The sequence below is a fragment of the Vibrio pomeroyi genome, assembly GCA_041879425.1.
Lineage (GTDB): Bacteria > Pseudomonadota > Gammaproteobacteria > Enterobacterales > Vibrionaceae > Vibrio > Vibrio pomeroyi_A.
Genome location: CP090854.1, coordinates 718297 through 737811, shown reverse-complemented (window position 1 = coordinate 737811; position 19515 = coordinate 718297). Strand labels below are relative to the sequence as shown.

The 19515-nt window shown below is 39.8% G+C and carries 13 protein-coding genes; 4 read left to right on the top strand and 9 right to left on the bottom strand.

Annotation, left to right across the window (positions count from 1 at the left end; translation table 11 throughout):
- Window positions 1-53 precede the first annotated feature (53 nt).
- The 3 genes from L0992_03295 to L0992_03285 all read right to left on the bottom strand — a co-directional run bounded on the left by L0992_03295 (window position 54) and on the right by L0992_03285 (window position 4432).
- Window positions 54-686, bottom strand: a complete 633-nt coding sequence (locus tag L0992_03295; GenBank protein ID XGB67741.1) for a hypothetical protein — start codon at window positions 684-686, stop codon at window positions 54-56.
- Entirely contained in the window at window positions 686-1585 is a 900-nt protein-coding gene (locus L0992_03290; GenBank protein XGB67740.1) for a nucleotidyltransferase, read from the bottom strand. Before L0992_03290 ends, L0992_03295 begins: the two co-directional genes overlap by 1 nt.
- Window positions 1586-2143: 558 nt before the next feature.
- Window positions 2144-4432 (bottom strand): dynamin family protein, encoded by a 2289-nt coding sequence (locus L0992_03285; protein ID XGB67739.1) that lies wholly within the window; start codon window positions 4430-4432, stop codon window positions 2144-2146.
- Between the two features lie 205 nt (window positions 4433-4637).
- On the opposite strand from L0992_03285, the gene L0992_03280 reads away from it, so the two are divergent.
- The gene (locus tag L0992_03280) at window positions 4638-5477 is read left to right on the top strand and encodes a hypothetical protein (GenBank protein XGB67738.1); all 840 of its coding nucleotides are present in this window, start codon (window positions 4638-4640) and stop codon (window positions 5475-5477) included.
- Between the two features lie 480 nt (window positions 5478-5957).
- Here L0992_03280 and L0992_03275 read toward each other — a convergent pair whose 3' ends face one another.
- The 5 genes from L0992_03275 to L0992_03255 all read right to left on the bottom strand — a co-directional run bounded on the left by L0992_03275 (window position 5958) and on the right by L0992_03255 (window position 14242).
- Window positions 5958-6401 (bottom strand): hypothetical protein, encoded by a 444-nt coding sequence (locus L0992_03275; GenBank protein ID XGB67737.1) that lies wholly within the window; start codon window positions 6399-6401, stop codon window positions 5958-5960.
- Window positions 6398-8392 carry an ABC transporter ATP-binding protein gene (locus L0992_03270; protein XGB67736.1) on the bottom strand — a complete coding sequence of 665 codons (1995 nt, stop codon included), beginning with the start codon at window positions 8390-8392 and terminating at the stop codon, window positions 6398-6400. The genes L0992_03275 and L0992_03270 overlap by 4 nt, the downstream gene beginning before the upstream one ends.
- Window positions 8389-10104 (bottom strand): hypothetical protein, encoded by a 1716-nt coding sequence (locus L0992_03265; protein XGB67735.1) that lies wholly within the window; start codon window positions 10102-10104, stop codon window positions 8389-8391. The genes L0992_03270 and L0992_03265 overlap by 4 nt, the downstream gene beginning before the upstream one ends.
- Complete coding sequence (locus L0992_03260; GenBank protein ID XGB67734.1) at window positions 10104-11366, bottom strand: tyrosine-type recombinase/integrase; 1263 nt, start codon at window positions 11364-11366, stop codon at window positions 10104-10106. The genes L0992_03265 and L0992_03260 overlap by 1 nt, the downstream gene beginning before the upstream one ends.
- A gap of 515 nt (window positions 11367-11881) precedes the next feature.
- The gene (locus tag L0992_03255; protein XGB67733.1) at window positions 11882-14242 is read right to left on the bottom strand and encodes a DEAD/DEAH box helicase; all 2361 of its coding nucleotides are present in this window, start codon (window positions 14240-14242) and stop codon (window positions 11882-11884) included.
- 179 nt (window positions 14243-14421) lie between these two features.
- On the opposite strand from L0992_03255, the gene hipB reads away from it, so the two are divergent.
- From hipB to L0992_03240, 3 genes are all read left to right on the top strand, one after another.
- Window positions 14422-14670: a type II toxin-antitoxin system antitoxin HipB gene (hipB, locus tag L0992_03250; protein ID XGB67732.1), complete on the top strand. Its 249-nt coding sequence runs from the start codon at window positions 14422-14424 to the stop codon at window positions 14668-14670.
- A 316-nt stretch (window positions 14671-14986) separates the two neighbouring features.
- A complete protein-coding gene (locus tag L0992_03245; GenBank protein XGB67731.1) occupies window positions 14987-16336 on the top strand; it encodes a HipA domain-containing protein in 1350 nt (449 codons plus the stop codon).
- Window positions 16333-16836: a helix-turn-helix domain-containing protein gene (locus L0992_03240; GenBank protein XGB67730.1), complete on the top strand. Its 504-nt coding sequence runs from the start codon at window positions 16333-16335 to the stop codon at window positions 16834-16836. The genes L0992_03245 and L0992_03240 overlap by 4 nt, the downstream gene beginning before the upstream one ends.
- A 580-nt stretch (window positions 16837-17416) precedes the next feature.
- On the opposite strand, the gene L0992_03235 is transcribed toward L0992_03240, so the two are convergent.
- Window positions 17417-19297, bottom strand: a complete 1881-nt coding sequence (locus tag L0992_03235) for a RimK/LysX family protein (protein XGB67729.1) — start codon at window positions 19295-19297, stop codon at window positions 17417-17419.
- Window positions 19298-19515 lie beyond the last annotated feature (218 nt).

The window sequence follows — 19515 nt, the reverse complement described above, 5'->3', positions numbered from 1 at the left end:
ATTAGCGACGAAGGAGCAAAATCCAGCTATTTTTTTGTACTTTGAATGACTTGTTAGTTGCCAAACTCTTGCTCAGCCTGATTATAGTTATCATACAATTTTTTAACTCTATCAGTGAGTTGCATTCCTCCCTTGGTGGATCTATCAGTCCAATAATGCCCTTCAAGCTCATACACGGGTGAACCATGAATTTCTAATGCAAACGACCCATGGTGAATTTCACTTCGTTTCCCTTGTAACTCTATTTTGGGTTCGTTTCGATAAACTCCAACAAGCTTGAATAAATCGTCATCTTCTTGTTGTTCAATACTATGAGCGACTAAAACAGATCGAGACTCTTTAGTCATTAAACGTACGCTTAGAAAAGTCAAAGTTTGTCTAACAACGGCGTAACCGTAAATAGGAGGTGTTTCCTCTCCTGTTTCGGGATTTATCCAACTGCTTTTCAACTCTACTTTCCACGTGCCCCTAATATCTGGCCGTTTTACATACCAGCCCTTAAAGATTTTCCATGACCACATGTACTTATTAAAAAGGGTAACAAAAAGCGCAATTACGCCGACAACCGTGCCGAAAGGTTTTAGAAAATCAACATTTAGTACTGGCATGCCTTGAAACCAGAGAGCCAATAGCCAGACAATTATGGTGAGACCTAAAAATGACGAAATATGAAGTCTAGTTAGCATTATTCATACCCCACATAATCCCATGCATCACTTATAAACTGATGAGCTCCTTGACGAGTCCAAGGCTGCGAAGAGCGGAATAGATATTTTAGTTCACTAACTTCACCCCACTCACTACATTTTTGATCATTCATAGTATTATTGAATAGTTCAGCAAGAACAGCTCTAACCATTGGCTTGAAAGATTGGTAGCCAAAACATTCATTTGATGCGTTAAACACCAAACATTCAACTAAAAAACTTGGCGTATCTTCAGCAGATTTTATTTTTTTACTTGCCATTTCATTGCAAAGGGTTTTGAGTATTCTTACGACTCGCTTGTATCTTCTAGATGTAGCATCATTCTTTGCCACTCCATTTTGATAATGCTGTTCAGGCCAATTTCTCACTCTAGGAGGAGTGTAATCATCAGGAATCATTTCAACTCCTGATAAGTAATGAGTTACAGATGTATACCTGCGATGTTCGAAAAATGCTGCTACGTCTGACTCAACTCTATACGTATTCTCTTTGATATCGAATGATTTGCTTCCTCTTGATACAGCTTCTCTACCAAACCTAGCAACAAGAGCTTCTTCAAGCTCATTCTTGAATAATGCATAAGTATAAACGCCGTCACTAAAACTCTTATTTAATTGGGCTTTAACATTATCATCGGGGTATACAGGGAAAAATGTATCAAAACAAACAACACCAATATCAACATCGCTATCTTTTCTAACATTTACACGATTTCGATAAGAGCCTTGTGTAAAAACTTTAATATTTCGATTTCTTAACTTTTCACTATCATGAATTGCTTGTCTAATTTGGCGCTCCGCATTCTCCGCTCGCTCCTGTTCTGTTTTGCTTGGCCCTTGCGACCAAGTTGTAAAAACAGATTCCCAATCCCTGTTCATAAATACTCCATACTACGATGATTTGGTAACTTACAGTGCCTTTTCTGCAGGCGATGTATTTATAAAATTTTCATAAAATACAGAGGCCATAGAAGTAACATATTGTTCTATATGTGTATTACATCCTTCCACTCACAAATTGCAGAACATGACTGTATAATCACAATTGCTCAACTAGGCTCATAATCTGTTATTAGTATATGTAGGTCAAGAATTGACATGAGAAAGTGGTCAGCAATCCTGAGCTAAACAATTTTGGGGCAGATCCGAGCTAGGAGGCACTTTGTTAGAAAGTGCCACATGTAAAGCTTCAGCTCTATAAAGCCTCTGGACAAAAACCACTTAGTGCAATGACTCTATTTCATTCCATTTTGATTACTATTTTTAACCCCAAAATGGGACTGGCTAATTTTCAACCTAATGAAAAATGCATAGATATTCAAAAGGCAAGGTTTACACCTTGCCCTTGTTAAGGGAAGAAGTGAGTCAGCACTCATCTCGCTGACTCGAAGATGCTTATTGTATAATTTGTTTTGAATATGATGAGCGATAGCCGTATTACTTTATAAATTTACCTCTCAGCTCTTCAACAACCGCAATACATTCATCAAGCTTCACGATGTCGTACTCTGTTGTTGCCTCTGAACGTAGTTTAACAATGTAGTCTTCCGTGTCTTGGATAAGCCCCTTAACGCCTTCACGAATTGCCTGATTTGTGCTATTCCAGAATTTCTCGACTGGATCTTTCAGCTTGTCTTCAGTGCCTTCTTTCGCAAGGGCGTCACGCACCTTCTTACCGAAAGAGGCTTGCCAATCACGGCCAACAAGGCGATAGAACCCGTAACCAAGTGCACTAGCCAGCGCAATGCCAACCGTGATCGGGCCGCCTAGTGCAGCAACAAACGATGTAGTGGTCGTAACGCTGCTTGTTATACCCAGTCGAGTCAACCAGCCAGCAACACGGGCAACGAGAATGTAAGCGCCTAGGTTGCTTGTGATGTACGTGGATACATAGAATGACATAGCGCCAAGGCTAGTTAATCCAGACATTCCACCGATAAACGCTGCACGAGAGTCAAAGGCTGAGAATGAGCCTCCAGCGATACCCTCAGCGCCGCTACAGTCACCGATCATCTTCGTCATATTTGGAGTTGATTTATCCCACTGTGAAAGCAACAAATCAATTTCATTGGTCATTGAGTCGCTGCTCGCTCTCAGGGTTTGTTCAACCTTGTTGTTTAGTTTCTGGCCGACTAGTGCACCAATACTCTCCTCCGCTGCCTTTTTATCGTCAAAGGTAGTGCGAACCATGTTTGCCAACCCCTCAGCACTCATGTGGGCATTGTAGTAGTTAAGAACCCGCTCAATATCTTCATTCTTGCGAGAGGAACAAGTTGAAATCAGCTTCTCAAAGCGAGCAACGATTTCGGCGGATTCACTACGGAATTTTGACTCTTGTTCATCGAGTTCCTTTACCCGCTCTTCTACCCCTTGTTTCTTGGATAGTAGCTCGAGTTTCGCGTTTGTTAGGACTTTAATAAGCTGCTCATCTAGGCGTGAAATCGCATTCTCGACTAGCTTACAGTGGTTATATGACAAATGATTGGACATGGTTGCGATCTCAGAGATAAGTGCATTCTTATACTCTGGGGTTTCACGCCAAAACGGTAAGGTACGCGCTTCCAAGTCAAGTGAGCTTGGTTTTTCCTTTACCTTCTCTTCATTTAACCAAGGCTCAAAAATGAATTCATCCATTTGTTTGCGAAGACGTTTATATGCATTGGATTTAGCCCTTGCAATATCACTCTCTGTGATTGAGTTATGGCAGTGTGAAGCGATGATGGCTACGTGCTCTAGCTTGCCATCTGAGGTTGCAGGTTCGCGATGGCGTAGGATGTCGCTAAAGAATGCAAAGTCTTTGGAGTCAAAGAATCCATTGAAACATGACACAAACAGGAGGCCGTCAACCAGTTCCACGCCAGCCAGCGCTTTCTCGGTATCTCCTGTCTCTTCTTCGTTGAGATGTCCGGGGGTATCAAGTAACCAAACCTTCTTCAAGATTTCAGCCTTTGAGAAGACCATTGCAATGTAGGCTTCATCGTTTGTGCCTTCATCGTAATCGTGAATGCCAAGTTCTTCGAGTAGTGAGTAGTCACCCATTTTAATTAGGTGCTGATCAACTTCTGCTTTGTCATTGATCATGTGAGGCAAGAAACCTTTGCGGAACACAGCGACATTACAGCCACCCAGTACAGCGGGTTTGTCATCTTCATGAATGATCAGATTGACTATACTCGTTGCTGGTTGGTATGACTCAGGGAGAAGTCGGCTGTCCAGTATTGTGTTAAGTACCGTTGTTTTGCCCACATCATAGTGGCCGAAAACACCGATCACAGGCTTGCGGTACAACCCCTTAAGATTTTCTATAGCCGAGAGTAGTCGACTCTCAAGGTTTAGCTCTTTCAAGTAAGTACCCGAGTGTTCGGTTAAGATGGTGAGGGCACTGGTTACACGACCAAGCGCAGACTCAATGTGTTCAGCAATCTGGCTCTTGGACTGGGTTTCAAGTATTTGGCTCATAGTTGTTGCTCCTAGCCGGCTAGTGATTTCTTTGATTTTTTTGTAGAACTCTTTTTCTTTGCGACCCAATGCATTCATATAAGCAGCAATATTAATTGCGGTTGCATTTAGTGGGTCTTTCTCAAGGCGAGATACTGCTCGTTGGTCTAGGTGACACGTCGTACCGATAAAATTTGAACGTGCAGCGACGTCTTGCTGTGAGAGTTTTGCACCTTCTCGTAGAGACAAGAGGTATTCACTCATTCGCTTTGTTAGTTCTTGTTCCATGGCTATTACCTGCACATATGTATACTTGATGTTTACTATGGCACGCGATCTTTAAAGGTGCAAATTTTTTAGACAAATATGTCTAAAACAATAACAGATCAATGCTTTCTACCTAGACAGTGTGAGCTGAATCACTTGCAAGCCTTATGTTATGTGATAAGTTGCAATACTAAATATCAATAATTTAAAAACAAAAAAGTTGGCTATGGAAAAAGATACAAAATCAATAGATGTAGTGGACGCCAAGTACAGCGCGCAGCATCAGGTAATGGCCTTATTAGATGGGTTCGAGTCTAAAAGAGAACAAGAGGAAGTCGGTCACTTTCTCAAGCAGATGATTGATGATTGGGATGTCCAGCTCCAAAAGCAAACCGTCGAAAAGAAAAACGCAGATATTGAAAATGATGTGGATATCATCCAAAAGATACTGGATAAAATTCAGGAGCAAGGGAAAAAGAAGAAGTCTCCGGAACCAAAAATAATTGAAACAGTTTCAGTGCTTGAGTTTGTCACCGAGTATTGTGCAAGCCGTTTAACTCCCTTCAGCTCATTTTATTACGGGAGCGAGGACGATATCGGTGACAACTGCAAGTCTGTAGTCACAGAGCGTGAGTTGATGTCCCTTAACCGTAAGGCGGAAAAGAAATTTAATAATGCGGCTAAGGCATACGCGTACAATCCTGAACATGGGCCAAACGAACACTTCACCTCTATGTATGATGTCTACGCCTTATTTGATACAACTGTGTTTGGCTCAGGTAAGACAGGGTTCTGTTTTACAAGTAGTTTTGTCGTATTCAAGGACATTGCCAGTTACCCCCATGAACTCTATTACTATCGTGACATTGATGACATTGGTGTAAATGATGAAGAGTTTTTTATTAAAGGTAGTTCGACCTCCGGTAGCAGTTGGGACTACATGAAGTATAACGATCATAAGGCAACTCGTGCCCTCAAGATTGTTTGTGAATGCGTAAAGGGCTACACGTCTCAACCGGCATTTCAAGTTATACGCCACTTGAAAAATAAAACGTCCATAAATTAGAGGGGGTAATAGGTTGTAGTTTCATTCTTCAAAGGACTTTTCTTTCATGTTCTAACTCGTGGGATAAAGGAATTAACAAATGTAGCCGGCAACTAATGAGCCGCACCACCAGTTTTGAACACTGAGTAAAGTGAGTCTAAGGCGCTTTTGTCCCAAAGCGCCTTACCTCTCCGCCATATAAATGCATCTCTATCGCATAACGACCAATCCCACCACATTAGCTTTATTTGGGCAAATTTCGAACGATTTAATGCGCTAATTTGTTCGATAAAGCTAATAATGGGGCAAAGGTGGTTTAGGTAACCGAGAAGGATTTCTTCCTAGTTACCAGCACGGAACGGGTAAAGTATGATTAAGCAATCTGTCAGATCTAGTTACATCGTTGTTTTGTTTTTTTAAAAGAAACAGCGTCACCTATATTCCCTCAAAGAAATCCATCTTTTATAAATAAGTAAAAGATGGGTTAGTTAAAGGCCACAATCACTTCAATAAAGACCTTATGTTATCCGAAATGTTAACCTTTGTTACTGAGCCAACCACTCTTTCTAAATCGATATCTCGTCTGTTCTTATGTGCTACTGCATTCAACAAGGTAAATAACTCGGCATTTGTTCTAATTAACTCACTATAGGCTTTACGTAGCTCGGATAGCTCAGCCTTCTTTTCAACTAATTCTTTCTTTATCTTATCAATATCTTCTGCTTTTTCTGGTCTGGTATTTGAGCTTAAAGGCTCTCGCTTTTGAGCTTTTATTACATCTAGAGCTTCTTTATGTAAATCAGGGTAATGCCTTATTAAACTACGACCAACTCCCGCCTCATCTTCTATAGAAGAAAGCGATACTCTCTTACCTGGGCTTACATGAATTGGCTTCCCCTTTTTCAGCCTTGCTAAAGCTGCTCTTAACTTTTGTTCACCACTCATGCTTGTACCTCAGGTTCTAAGTTAAATGCTTTCATGATTCGTAACGCTACAACATTCTGACTTTTCATCATACCTTCATTCCCTGCAAAACCTTCCAAACTCTCAAGCCTGAGTAACTTGATATTTCTGTCGTATAGTTTTTTCCAGTTAATCGCATTCTTTAGTGTGATTATCGTTGTATCACAAGTTTCTCCACAAACTGACGGATCGATGGTATCCGTTTTTTCACACTTATGCGCTTTTGTGCAATAGCCAAAAGGAGTTTTAGTTATATCCCACTCTCCAGTCTCTATCAAAACCCTAATTTCATCATCAGTTAACTGAATGGCGGATTCTCTCATTGCCTCGATCTCTTTGCCCTTAATACCTTCTAAGTGGCAATCTGAGTAGTATAACTCTCTGTATATGTTAGTTTTTACCAAGATGTGCTCATTAGCGATATCTTCCATGATAGACCAATCTCTTAGCAACCTTTGAGTAAATGCTAATTCTGACCCTTTCCCGTAATACTCCGTCATATACTGGTACATATGCTTTACCTGCTGTTTTACCGCTGGAGCAGAAGCAAGATCATGAGTAAGAAAGTTAACTATTAGAGTTCTTCTGAATTGATGTGTATTCAACTTCCACAAGCTTCCAACCATTATGCGCTCACGGCCTCGATTCATCGCTTTGCTTTGCTCTAAAGCAGACTCAGTGACTATGAGTCCGATGTGTTTAGCTAAGTCTTGCAACGACTTTGTCACTGGATTTAGGGCTGCGAATGTTGGGAGAATACTGACATTTGCACTGATCAACAGAAAGTCATTGCCCTTCAAGGATGGTACTAATTTTTTGGCAGGTCTATGTATCAACTTTATGAGATCAATAGCTTTTTTCACTTCAGGAATGGTAATGTAATCTACATCAGCCCCTCCTGATATTTTCGTCTCATATGCCCGGACATAATAATACTTATCTTCATCATCAGGAGTGCACCGAAAACAATCATCTTTTAATGATGTAATTTCATCAAACCGCATTCCTGTATAAGATGAAATGATTACATAGCAAGCAGCAAACACACGGCTTATATATCCATGGTAAACCCTAGTATTCTTGTCTTTTGAGGCAAGATGACCTAAGCCTTCATCTATCAAGAGCTGCTTTAAGCTTTTGAACTTTCCTTTCTTTTCTTGAGATACTCGATGCCTTTCGGCTTGGTATGTAACATCTGTAGGATACTTTGATTGTGCAACTATTCTGGATTTTCTAACTTGCTTGAACTTTTTCTCTAAAACTCGATTAATTTTCGTTATCACATCTGGTGCATCATGAATGATCTCTAACGATTCAGATAATAGCTTTGAGTGAAGCTCTAGTGGTATGTACAAGGTTTGCCTAACATGAGAACTCTCTGCCACGTAAGGAGCAGTTAGCTGCTTTAGCGAAGCCCAACTGTCGTTTAGTACATTTCTGCTTAGTGGAAGGCTAATATTCAAGCCATTTAAATTTAAACGGGAAGCAGAGTTAAGCCTCCCAAACCTGCCTTCTAGTGTTGAATGAGAGTACTTTCCTTTGACAGATTCTAAGTATTTAATCATGCCTATACTACTGTTTAGCTTAGTCACTGACATTAGATTGCATTCCTGTAGCTCATTAAAGAGCGGTCGTAATCTTCTCATGGTTTCCGTGGCAACCGCTGCACGGCCACTGGATTTGTACTCTGATTTGAAGATAGCTAAAACAATGATTCTCAGCTCTAAAAGTAAGCTTGCCGACATCTTATCGGTTGGAAAATAAACTTTATACGTTGATTTCGAACTGTTCTTCCTAAGATCTCGATATGCACTGAAATCCCATACAGGATCAGTAAACCTAGAAACAACTTCGCCTTCTAAATCATAAGCAACAGCAGGGTTTTGAGTTATTAACTCAAAAGTACTCATATCTGATAGATTATTACAAGGCTCTTTAACAGAGGCTGTTGATGTAACTGAATATTTACTCATAGATCATACATCCATAATGGTGAAATGCCTTGTTCTCTCATCATATCTTTAGCTATCTTAACTAGCTTTTTATCTAGCTTATGTTCAGCTAGGTATTTAATATTATTGATAGTGTTCTCTATTACTTTTCTACTTCCAAAAAGACCTCCAGCTTCGCATTCGTATCGACTGTTGATTAATACTTGTCGTAGTGACAACAGTTGATAAACGTGGCTTTCGGATTTTACAAACAGATGATTTGGGCAGGTAATACATGATAAAAAACTTGTACAATAAACAACCTCTCCCTCTTTACGTAAGCCAGACTTCTTGATTTTTCGCGTGTTTCGGTCAGCCTCTTTAGATGAAACTGCATTGATACACACCCCACCTGAAGGCGTTTTGGTTGAGTTTTCATTATCATAAAGTACAGCTTTCGAGGCTGCTTCATCGATCACTTTTACTTGAAACAGATCTTGATATGCAGCCATACCTTTTTTCAGAGCTTTATTATTTTCTTCGACAGAGCCTTGGTTATAGTACTTCTCAGAAACAACTACCGAGTTGTTAAGCACTTCTGCTCTTTGTTGAATGTCATTGAAGAATAGCCCATAGGAATGTCGTAACTTTCGAGTATCTAGTTTTAAACTCTCGGCTCCCAGTGATAGATTTAAAGGGCTTAGAGTGTTACGTAGTAGACCTCTGTACGCATGGGACTGTATAGAGCTAACGCTACCATCGAGGTTAACAAAAGGAAAAAGGAATCCTCCTTCTGGATCGACTCTTTTTGAATGATCAATAATTTTCTCAAGCAACGTTTTAAAATGCTTCTTTACTAGTAGTATTTTTTCCGCATCTTTTTTCTTCTTTCTTTTGTCTGTTATCGAGATCTTTATCATGCCATCTATGATTTCTGATTCTGATATAGAACTTCTCTTCAGTCTGAAAGCAGGAGACTGATTGATACCAGTTATAGCAACAAACACCGAAGAGTAAAACATCGAAGCTAGGTTGGAGATATACCCCTTAGTATTGATAACACCTGCTACTCTGTGCTTGATGATATAGGTTATACCTCCAATATCATGCTTGAATTGAGTGTCGTTTAGGCTCTCAATTGGAGCGTTTTGAACACTCAAAGTATGATAAAAATCAGCGGCATTAATTAAGAATTTAAGGAGGGCTTTGTACCCTTCTTTACTGTAACCTTTTGAGTTATCTTTCCCATTAATAGTCGCGCCAAATAGTACTCCTGTTCGCTTACCTAAAGATGGAAAATACTTATCAAAGTCAAGTTTACCGATACCAAAGCAGTCATACATAACTTGCTTGAGAATTTTTCTTTTTTTTTCAAAAGTAGCTTTTGATATCTCCTCAAGGTTATATTTTCTGTGCAGTACTCCTTGATAACTTTCAATACTTTCTTTGGCTGCAATTGACCGAACAGTGTCATACGATCTTAAGTGCCGTACATACAGTCTAAAATCTCGAATTTTTGTCAGTTTCGTTTCTGAAGCGAATGAACTATTTACAATATGCTTAACAAATAAAGATAACTCCTGCCTAATATCCTTTGTATCTAGCTCGGTCTCTTGTATCCAACTCAACACACTTTCCGAATATTCGTTTCCAAACTCTTTATCGAATTTAATGCAGTATCCGATATCGTTAGCCCTAGTTTCCCTCGAATAAGAACTCTTCGATACTTCAATCTTTCTTGATTTCTTTACCATTAAGCCGTCTCACTAAAGATTAAGCTTAATAACTCTTCATTTAGCTTTGATTGTTCTACCAAAGCTTTAGACTTCTGAAAGTAAGAGAGATACCGCAACGTATCTGTAATATTCTTATGCCTCATTTGACTCTTTGTGAATCTCAGAGCTTCACTATCGCTAAGAGTCTTCACGTTTAGAGCTGCATTCATTACATCCACTCCAAACGTGACTCTTAAATCATGAAAGTCATGTGAAAAGTCTGGATATTCAGGGTATATATGTTTATGTACAAATTGATTAAAAAGTGTCGATATTGTGTGTTGGGAATAAGCTCCGCCTCTTTGTGTAATAAAGACATTAGCTCTTTCACCACCATTATTTATGAACTTATTTAGTCGATTTACATAACGACTGCTGATGTGATAACGCTTTAACAGCTTAACGGCAGAGCCAGCAATCGTAACTGGAAGCTCACTGTTCTGCTTCGTTTTGTGTTGTACTTTTGCGCCGAGTTCTAACTCAAAATGTGGGTCATCATCTTTGTAGATCGCAAACATGTCTGTCCGAAGGTCTGCAATTTCGCTTGCTCTAAGCCCTGATAAGATAGCAAGCACACAAATCAGCAAAAACTCTTCCGAACCATGCTCTTTCAGCTTCGTAAAAAACATCTCTTGCTCTTGTATAGTAAACGGCTTTAAAGACCCTTCCTGACTTCGAGCTGATACATCCAATTTTTCTGTAGATACTCGCCTAACTATGCTTCTTCCTGCTATATGTGCAAATGGGTCATTATCAAACTGTCTTATTTCTATTTCCTCATATTCCATAGGAATAGAGGTAAATGGAGTATTAATATCCAAATGAAATATATAGAAATTAGCGACAACGCTAAAGTATGACCGAGCGGTGCTACCAGCAATGTTGCCCTCTTCGTACTGTTCTTTTAACCACCATTTAAATCCAGTAAAAGGTCTATCCACAGGCTCTAGCGCCCCTATATTCCAAGAGAGGTTGTGCTGATGCAGAAAGTCAAAATATAGCCGTAACGCTTTAGCCTGTGTTGCTGATGAAGTTTTTGAATGATTTCTATAGTGCGATACTATAAATGATAATACAGGCGGTACTACTACACCTGTTTCACTCTCTATAACAACGTATAAATTATCACAAGTTTTCTTATCTGACTCAGCATAGAGTACTCCATCTTTCAAGGATAAATTTTTCTGTTCATAAAAATCGGATAGAAGATTTAGACTTTTGATCTTGTGAGTCATATACATACGAAGGCAACTTAGTAGCTAGCAATAGAATCAGATTCGTTCATAAAAAAATCCAAGTCAAGACTTTAGGGTTGTTCATATTACCAAGAATTAAAGAATTGAGGGTTGGTTCATAGTTTAAGACTTGACGATACAACTCCCGCCAGCTCCACCAAACGTTTGGAAAGGGCGGTAACTCTTTGAGTTATCGCCCTTTTTGTATTTATACATCTAGTTTTAGCCGTTTTGTACTGAACGTAGGTACTAAACGCGCTATCTTTCACTCTCGGTAAAAGGTACCTGGCACTTTCGCTTTCAAGCCCCTTCTCGCTTTCAACACACCGTCAAAACAGTAAATAAATCAAACGTAGCCTCCGCACATCCGACTTGAATAATGCTAAAGTAAGTGCATTATCATGAGAGTTAGAGTTAGAAACCAGATAAACCATGTCCGAAGGCTTACCTACATTTGATCTTTGATCTCATAAGCAAACAATGGACAGCATCCACCCTTATGTAGTTTTAGTCTAACTCAACTACTCGGATGCAGTATCTACAGACAAGTCTAATGAAGGCTGATGCCCACATCCTTGGACTTCCTCTTCAAAACCAAGGGCTTTATAACCTTTCTCTCGCTTATTAAACATTCGTTGTAGCATTGGCAATTTAGTATCTACGTAATCAATCACCTTCACTTCTGTTTTACCTTGATATTGCCTTTGAATTCGCCCTACATACTGTATTAACGAGCCTTTCCACGATACAGGTAACGCTAAAATCAATGTATCTAGCCTCGGTAAATCAAACCCTTCACCGACAAATTTTCCTGTGGCAACAAGTACCTGAGCTGAATCGAGCTGCTCCATTACTTGTTTCAGAGACTTTTTCTTCATAGCTCCAACAAGTAGCTGAACTTGAACCCCCTCTTCAACCAAAGCATTATAAATAGTGGCTGCATGCTCTCTTCTCTCAGTCAAAATGATAGGAACTCGACCTTTCAATATTTCAGATTGAGTATCAGATAAGATTTGCTTGTTTCTCTCAGGATGTTCCATAAGCCAACGATAGACTTCTGATATATGTGGCTTTGATTCATCATTAGTCAGAACAAGCGGTGGTACATACGCGAGTTTTCTGCAATGCAGTATCTGTTGGAATTGAGATGTTTTATCAATCTTGATCGTGTGTCTCACCCTACCTAATTGCATAAAAATAATGGGTTGATGCCCATCTCTACGTTCTAAAGTCGCACTTACCCCATAGACATATTTCGCATGAGCCTCTGACAACACACGTTCATATTGCGGTGCAGATAAATGATGGCATTCATCAACAATGATCTGACCATACTCCTGAATCATTGGGTTTACAGTATTATCACCTCGGTTTATCAGGCTTTGATAGGTAGCAATATCGACTTGAGCTGTTGGTTTTTTCCTTGCCCCAGTATAAATACCGATATCAATGCCGTCAGAGAAGGCTGTGAGACGTTCCTTCCATTGGTCTGCGAGTTGCTTGCTATGCACTAAAATCAGCGTATTAACTTTGCGTTGAGCTATCAGACCGATAGCCGTCACAGTCTTACCGAAAGCAGTTGGAGCATGTAGCACACCACAATCAAACTTAAGCAAGGAGTCCACTGCTTTTTGCTGTGATTGTCGTAACTCACCCTGAAAGTTAACTAACTCCAACTTCTGCCCAAGCGTTCTTTTATCAACGAGATCTACCTTAACATGCAGATCCGCCAAGATTTCCTGTACATCATCAAGGCAGCCTCTAGGTAGGCTTAAATAGCCATTATCTAACTCCGCTAAGCATATAAAGCGAGCTATACCATTAGTTGAAAGACGCATACCCTGCGCTTTAAAAAACTTGGGGTTAGAAAATGATGCTAACTTTTTGAGTCTAGCGACTAATGGATTAGGAAACTCTGAGAGAGGTAAGTAAATGCGGTTTGCCAATACTACGGTTACGTTTGACGGACACCCATCAATGCCCGATGTTGGCAATACGTTACGTTCCCATGGTTTCAAGTCACTAACGTCTGATTGTTTAGCTTTTTTCTCTATAGCCGATATCAGCTTTTCAAGTTTAGATACTGGTACTTTCTGAACTGATTTTAGTGCCAACCATTGATCGGCATAGGGTTGACCAAAACGATCCAAAAACACTGAGTTTTGATTAGCCCTTGCTTGTTTTTGTAAGGGTAAGGCTATTAGATTGCCGATACCGCCAGTCGGTAAAACATCCTGATTAGGGAAGAGGCGGTCATAAGAATCAAAAGCTAATGCACTATGGATTTGCATCGCTTTGTCTAAGAGAAGAAAGCCTAATTCTCTTGCGTCCTTTGCTGTTGTTGCGGATTCAAAGAAAATCCAGACATGCGCTCCTTTACCTGAACGAGAGCGCTCCCACAAACAATCCAGATCATAAAACTCACACGCTTCAACATAAGCTTGAGATGCCTGAAGCCAGTCGCTTTTATCAAAATCTATGGCTAATAAGAAACACGAATTGTCAGGCTGTATAGGGTATAAGCCAATGACTTCAGCGCCAGTTAAGTGACGATAGATCGCATCTCTATCCAGAGGTTTAAAAGCTTGATTCAAGCACTCTAAACACTTTACCTTCGGCTTTTCACATACCCCTTGCTGCCACTCATTGGAGCAAGCTATTGAGTAACCATTTCGACCTGCCGAGTTTTGCCAACGATTAGCGTAACAGTGATGATTTCCTCGGAAGTAACTTTGAAATAGTTCGATTTTCTGTCCTGGAGTTAACAAAGTTTGCTCTGGATTCACAGTACTAGACAGTAACTCATTTCGTCTTTTCTCAAGCTGAGATAGCTCGGATTTCAACTGTTCAATTCTTTGATTTACTGACTCAAGCTCATCCATGCTAAATATCATCCTGTATATAGATAAGTCAAAGCCAAGGGCTTTGATTGTTCTACTTTATTCCCTACTTGGTTTTATCCCAACAAAGGTATAATGTTAATAATATACCCTAGTAGGGATAGTGCTGCTTGAATCCCTTGTGAAAAGTAAGCATCAATAACCGTAAGGAATGACGAATTGTGATTTATAGTCCACAGCAACTCGCTAATAGTTTACTGCTAATACGACAAAAAAATAAATGGACTCAGTCCGAAGTGGCAAAGAGAGTCGGCATAAAGCAAGCTACCATTTCTAACTTTGAAAATAGACCAGATAAAGCCACGCTCTCTACCATGTTTAAAATCATTCAAGCCTTAGATCTAACGCTTTATGTTGAAACGAAAAACTTTGATAAATATAAAAACATTATCGATGAAGAAGATTGGTGATACTCACTAAACCTGTACTCTATGAGCTAATTCTACAAACTAAGTCTCCACATAAAACAATCAACCTTATAGGAACATAAAGCTTTAGTGCCGCACTTTAGAGTGGGAAAATAGTGTGATGTCTTTATACCAAAATCAGTTCGAAAATCTTCAAAACCTATTCAAATCATCACCTTTCCAAATAGCTAAAATAATAATGATTACTTTAGGTTACAAGAACACCTAAAACTTAGACTTGTGAGTAGTTACAGTTACACAGCTTGAAATTTAGCACCTTTATGAGTAAAATAGTACGCATAAATATCTGGAGATAGTTATGGAATCACTCACTATACAAGCTTACATACTGAAGCAATGGATTGATATAGCTCACGTTACCTTCCCTAAGAGTAATGAAGGCAACTTCATAATCACAGAAGTTCATTACCTAAACGAATATGCTGTAGAAAACTTCGAGAAAGATGACAACCATGCCGTTTCACTTAATCACCCTGTTAATTTCTACTTTGACGATAAAGGGCGCTCGAGGTGGCTGAGGTTTCTCGATGACATAATGCCGAGTGGAGCGAGCAGACGTTACTGGGTCAAGCAACTTGATATTGGAGATCTAGCTATTGACCAGCAAGATTTCATCCTTTTGAAGTATGGAACTATCTCTCCAGTTGGTAATTTGAGAATAAAGGAATCATTACCAAAGCGGACTAAAAAATCAGATTCACTGTCCTTTGCCCTTCATGATGTAATTGATAGAGCTAGTGATTTCTTAGATTACGCACAAGAAAGGGGAGCTGCTGCTGGAGGTGCCACAGGTGCAGGAGGAGAAGCTCCAAAACTGCTACTGCGTTACTCCAACGAGGGGCGGATCTGGATTGACAGCTATCAAGATGACGTTACTAATCAAGATTTACATTATCTAGTAAAATATCCGCGAGGCTCTAGAGGGAAAACTGACAGCAATATTTTACGAGCTGAATATTATTATTATCATGAGTTAACAAGCATGGGAGTCGATACTATTCCAATAGAATCGATGCGATTAGAAGAAGGTAAAAATTACCCTTCTCTCTGGTTACCAAGGTTTGATATCTATTTAGATGACAAGCAAAACATGCAGCGCTATGCCATGGAGTCGGTTTACTCAATGTTAAATAAAGGACCAGGTAGTCTTCTTGATCATGAAGATACTATTAGACAACTGATTGATAAAATCATAAATAGTCATATGGTTACTGAACAAGGCTATCGGTTTAACATCCAAGAATTTGTTATTGAATGGGTAAAAAGGGACTTGCTCAATATCATATTTGGCAACAGCGATAACCATGGAAGAAACACTTCTTTCATCAAAAAAGAAGGTTTTATCAAACTTGCTCCAGTCTATGATTTTGCTCCAATGAAAGCAGACCCTGAAGGGATACCTAGAGCTACCAAGTGGAAATCACCTTTAGAGGTAGGAGGTGAGTATGATTTTGACGGTATCGCAACTTCACTGTCAGATTTAGTTCCCAAAGAGACTCTATTAAAAGAACTTAAAGCACTTGCACAAAACTGTCTTACTTTAAAAGAAAGGTTAGAAGAAAGAGGAACACCAAAGCAGATTTTGGATATGCCAGGTATAGGTATGGATTTCATTGCGACAAAACTTGGTAAATGGGGGCTGATATGAATTCTAACACCGACAGTTTAAACCGATTAGATCGGCTTTCTCTAAACACTTCGGCAGAATCTGTGCATGATGCAATCTCTCGACTTCGTTTGAATAAAGAACACTTAAATACAGCAATTAAAATACAAAAAGAGCATGCTCAAACCTCGATTGATCAGATTGAAAAAGTGGCAAAGCGTACTCCTAAAAACGTACAACCAATATCAGTATCAGAAAGAAAATATAAGATAAATAGAGTTATTAGATCGTTGCTTATGAATGAACTAACACAAGGATTAGCTCTCAAGGAGCTTAGGATAAACGTGTTAGGTGTCAAACAAGATACTTTTGCCAAAATGGTTGGGGTTTCCAGAAAAACTATATCTGAGATTGAGAATGATCGAGGTACTTTCAAAACTGATATTCTCGATAAAGTATTCAAGCCATTTGGACTAAAAGTAGGGCTAGTACCAATATCGACTAACCTACTAAATTCCGCACTTAACTGTCATGACGAGTAAACGTTAAAGTAGAAGTAAAACTCAACGTTTTGATATCACTATTCAAGAAAGAAATTTATGAGTAACTTCTGTTACATTAACAACTAGAAATAGATAATGTGAGTAGTTTTGGTTGCATTAGATTAGTTTTTGATAATGCCATGTGCTGCTTTTATCAATCACGTATAAAAGCTCCTCTAACATGAATTACTTAGAATATTTTGAAATATAAAGCCTTTAAAATCTAACCAAAATACATAAAGGACGGCTGTTCAGTTCCCTTTTAAGCAGGATTTTTATGTAACATGCTAAGTAACATAAAATTAGAGTTAGTACTCCAAGAGCCTTACTGGTATGGGGTGAGACATATGCCCAACTCCCGCCAGCCCACCAAACGTTTGGAAAGGGCCAACTCGAAAGAGTTGGCCCTTTTTGTTTGTCTAAGGGTAATGACTTAGTAAACAACCCAATAAATAACAAACACTTAGCATCACTAGCATCACTATCCAAAATCAGACACTCAATAAAAAACCACACATTCCATTGCTGAAACGTGTGGCCCTTTAGAACTGTTATCTTACAAACTTAGTAAGTTGAGGCGTTATTCCATCTCACCTAGTACGTAATCTTCATCACTACTTACTACCGCGCCGTGCTTCAGGAAGTTCTTACCCAGAATCATGCTGTATTCGAAGCGTGAACGATCTTGAAGGTTTACTCTCACCTTCTTCTCTAAGTCGCCTAGCTTAACGTTCATCTCTACCACAGGGCGAATGTTCACCTTCTCGCCTTTCTTGGCTTTAATGCGCATTACATCAATCACTGGCTTAGTGAACTCTTGCTTATCACCTTGGTTATTTTGATAAGTAAAGGTCACCATATCTTGGCCGTCTTTCTTGAATCGTTTGATGTTCACCGCGTTCATTGAGCTTACATCAGCACCTGTGTCTAGCTTGGCAGGGAATGTCATGCCGTTCACTTCAACCACTTCAATGTGCCCTACTTTAAACAGAGGCTCTGCTTTCAATAGGTAGTCTGAGCGCGTGTTTACGTAAACGCCCTCTTTCGCCATCTTCTTACCGAGAATGAAGTAGGCTTCTTTTTCATTGCTGTTTAGCACATCGATAGCAAACTCTTGTGTGCGAACCTTGCCAGAAGCCGAGAACTCACCACTTACAACTGGACGACTATCATCCCCGACTTTGAGCTTTTTAATGATTGGCTTTGTGACCTTCTGCTGTTCGCCATTCGCGTCAGTTAGGTAAAACTCAACAGATTCATCTTTGCCCTTGCCGATAATCTCGAAGCTATCGACCTTCAACAGAGGTGTGTTTACCGTGAAAGAAGCCACAGCCTTAAGTGGGAAGTTGTCGATGGTAATATCTTCTTCCGGCGAGATGATCAACGGTTCACTTGCCTCCGCCATATCACTAAAGCTCTCTGAGCCTTCTGATAAAATGTTTTCAGCACTGGTGTCTATCATGAAGAGTTCGCTAGCGGTACTGGTTCCAAATCTTAGCTGTGAGCTGCTGTCTGAACGCTCACGTAGGTACACCAGAACGTCTTTGGTGGTGTTCTCATCAAGTTGAACGGGAACATAGACTAAAGGTCTCTTCTTACCACTCACGCTTAACATACGAACCAACGGCAATGTCATCTCTTTTTGCTTGCCGTCTTTGTCGAACATATCAAACGTCACTTGTTTGTTCTTTTTGTCTATGTCGATGTCTTTTGCATGCAAAATGCTGTAGCGGTTCTTTAACGAGAAAGTCGCATTCATATCCATTCCCGAGATAGACACTACCTCTTTACGGCCAACCACCGTCGCGTTCTCTTGCTCTTGCAAATAGTCGTAGCCCGCAAACACTAACGCATTATCTGCAAGGAAGGTTTTGCCGATCAATACAGGCGCGGAGAAGTGACTTCTGTCTGTCAGGTTAACGTCGGTTTTTAGCTCTTGGTCTGCAATGGTCAGAAACATTTTAATCGTTGGGCGAAGCAAAGGTGTGCTGCTAGTACGGCTGCGGATCATGCTGACACGCTCTAAAGGTGCTTCGATTAATACCATGTCTCCCGTGCGCGGGTTTTGAACCTTAAAAGAGACGATAGCTTCATATTTCGCAAAGGTGCTGCCATCCCAGTCGTCGTAATCAACATCACTATTATTCAGCACATCTTCGGTTAATGCCGACATCAACTCTTTGTCTTTGAGGTTCTTGTAATCGGCATGTGTGCTTTTTACATGAATGTCTTCTGCATGCATGGAAGTGGTTTCGGCACCGGTGTCGATTTTGCCAATGAAAGGAACATCTTTAAGCCCTTGAACGCTAGAAAGGTACACATTCTCAGTACGTCCTAATACCGCCTTACCATCGAGTTCGTAAGTCGGATTCTGTGTGGTGTGTGAAGTGTCTGTAGCCAAAGAATATTGTGAAAAAAGTAGAGTGCTTAAAAGAGTTAGAGCCAAAGGTATCTTTTTCATTAGTTGGTCCGTTGTGATCAGTTCACTAATAATACTGGCGAATAGACAAGAAGTTCCCCCACCAGCGATGGTTCTCACATAACGTTTACGCTATGACTTTTTCAATGACAAACCGATGACTTTGCGCTGCATTACTTCATCAATTATTGACTAACGGATACCCAATAACCTTTTGATTGCTCGGTATTCTATTGGAGAAACGAATATAAAAAAGGCCA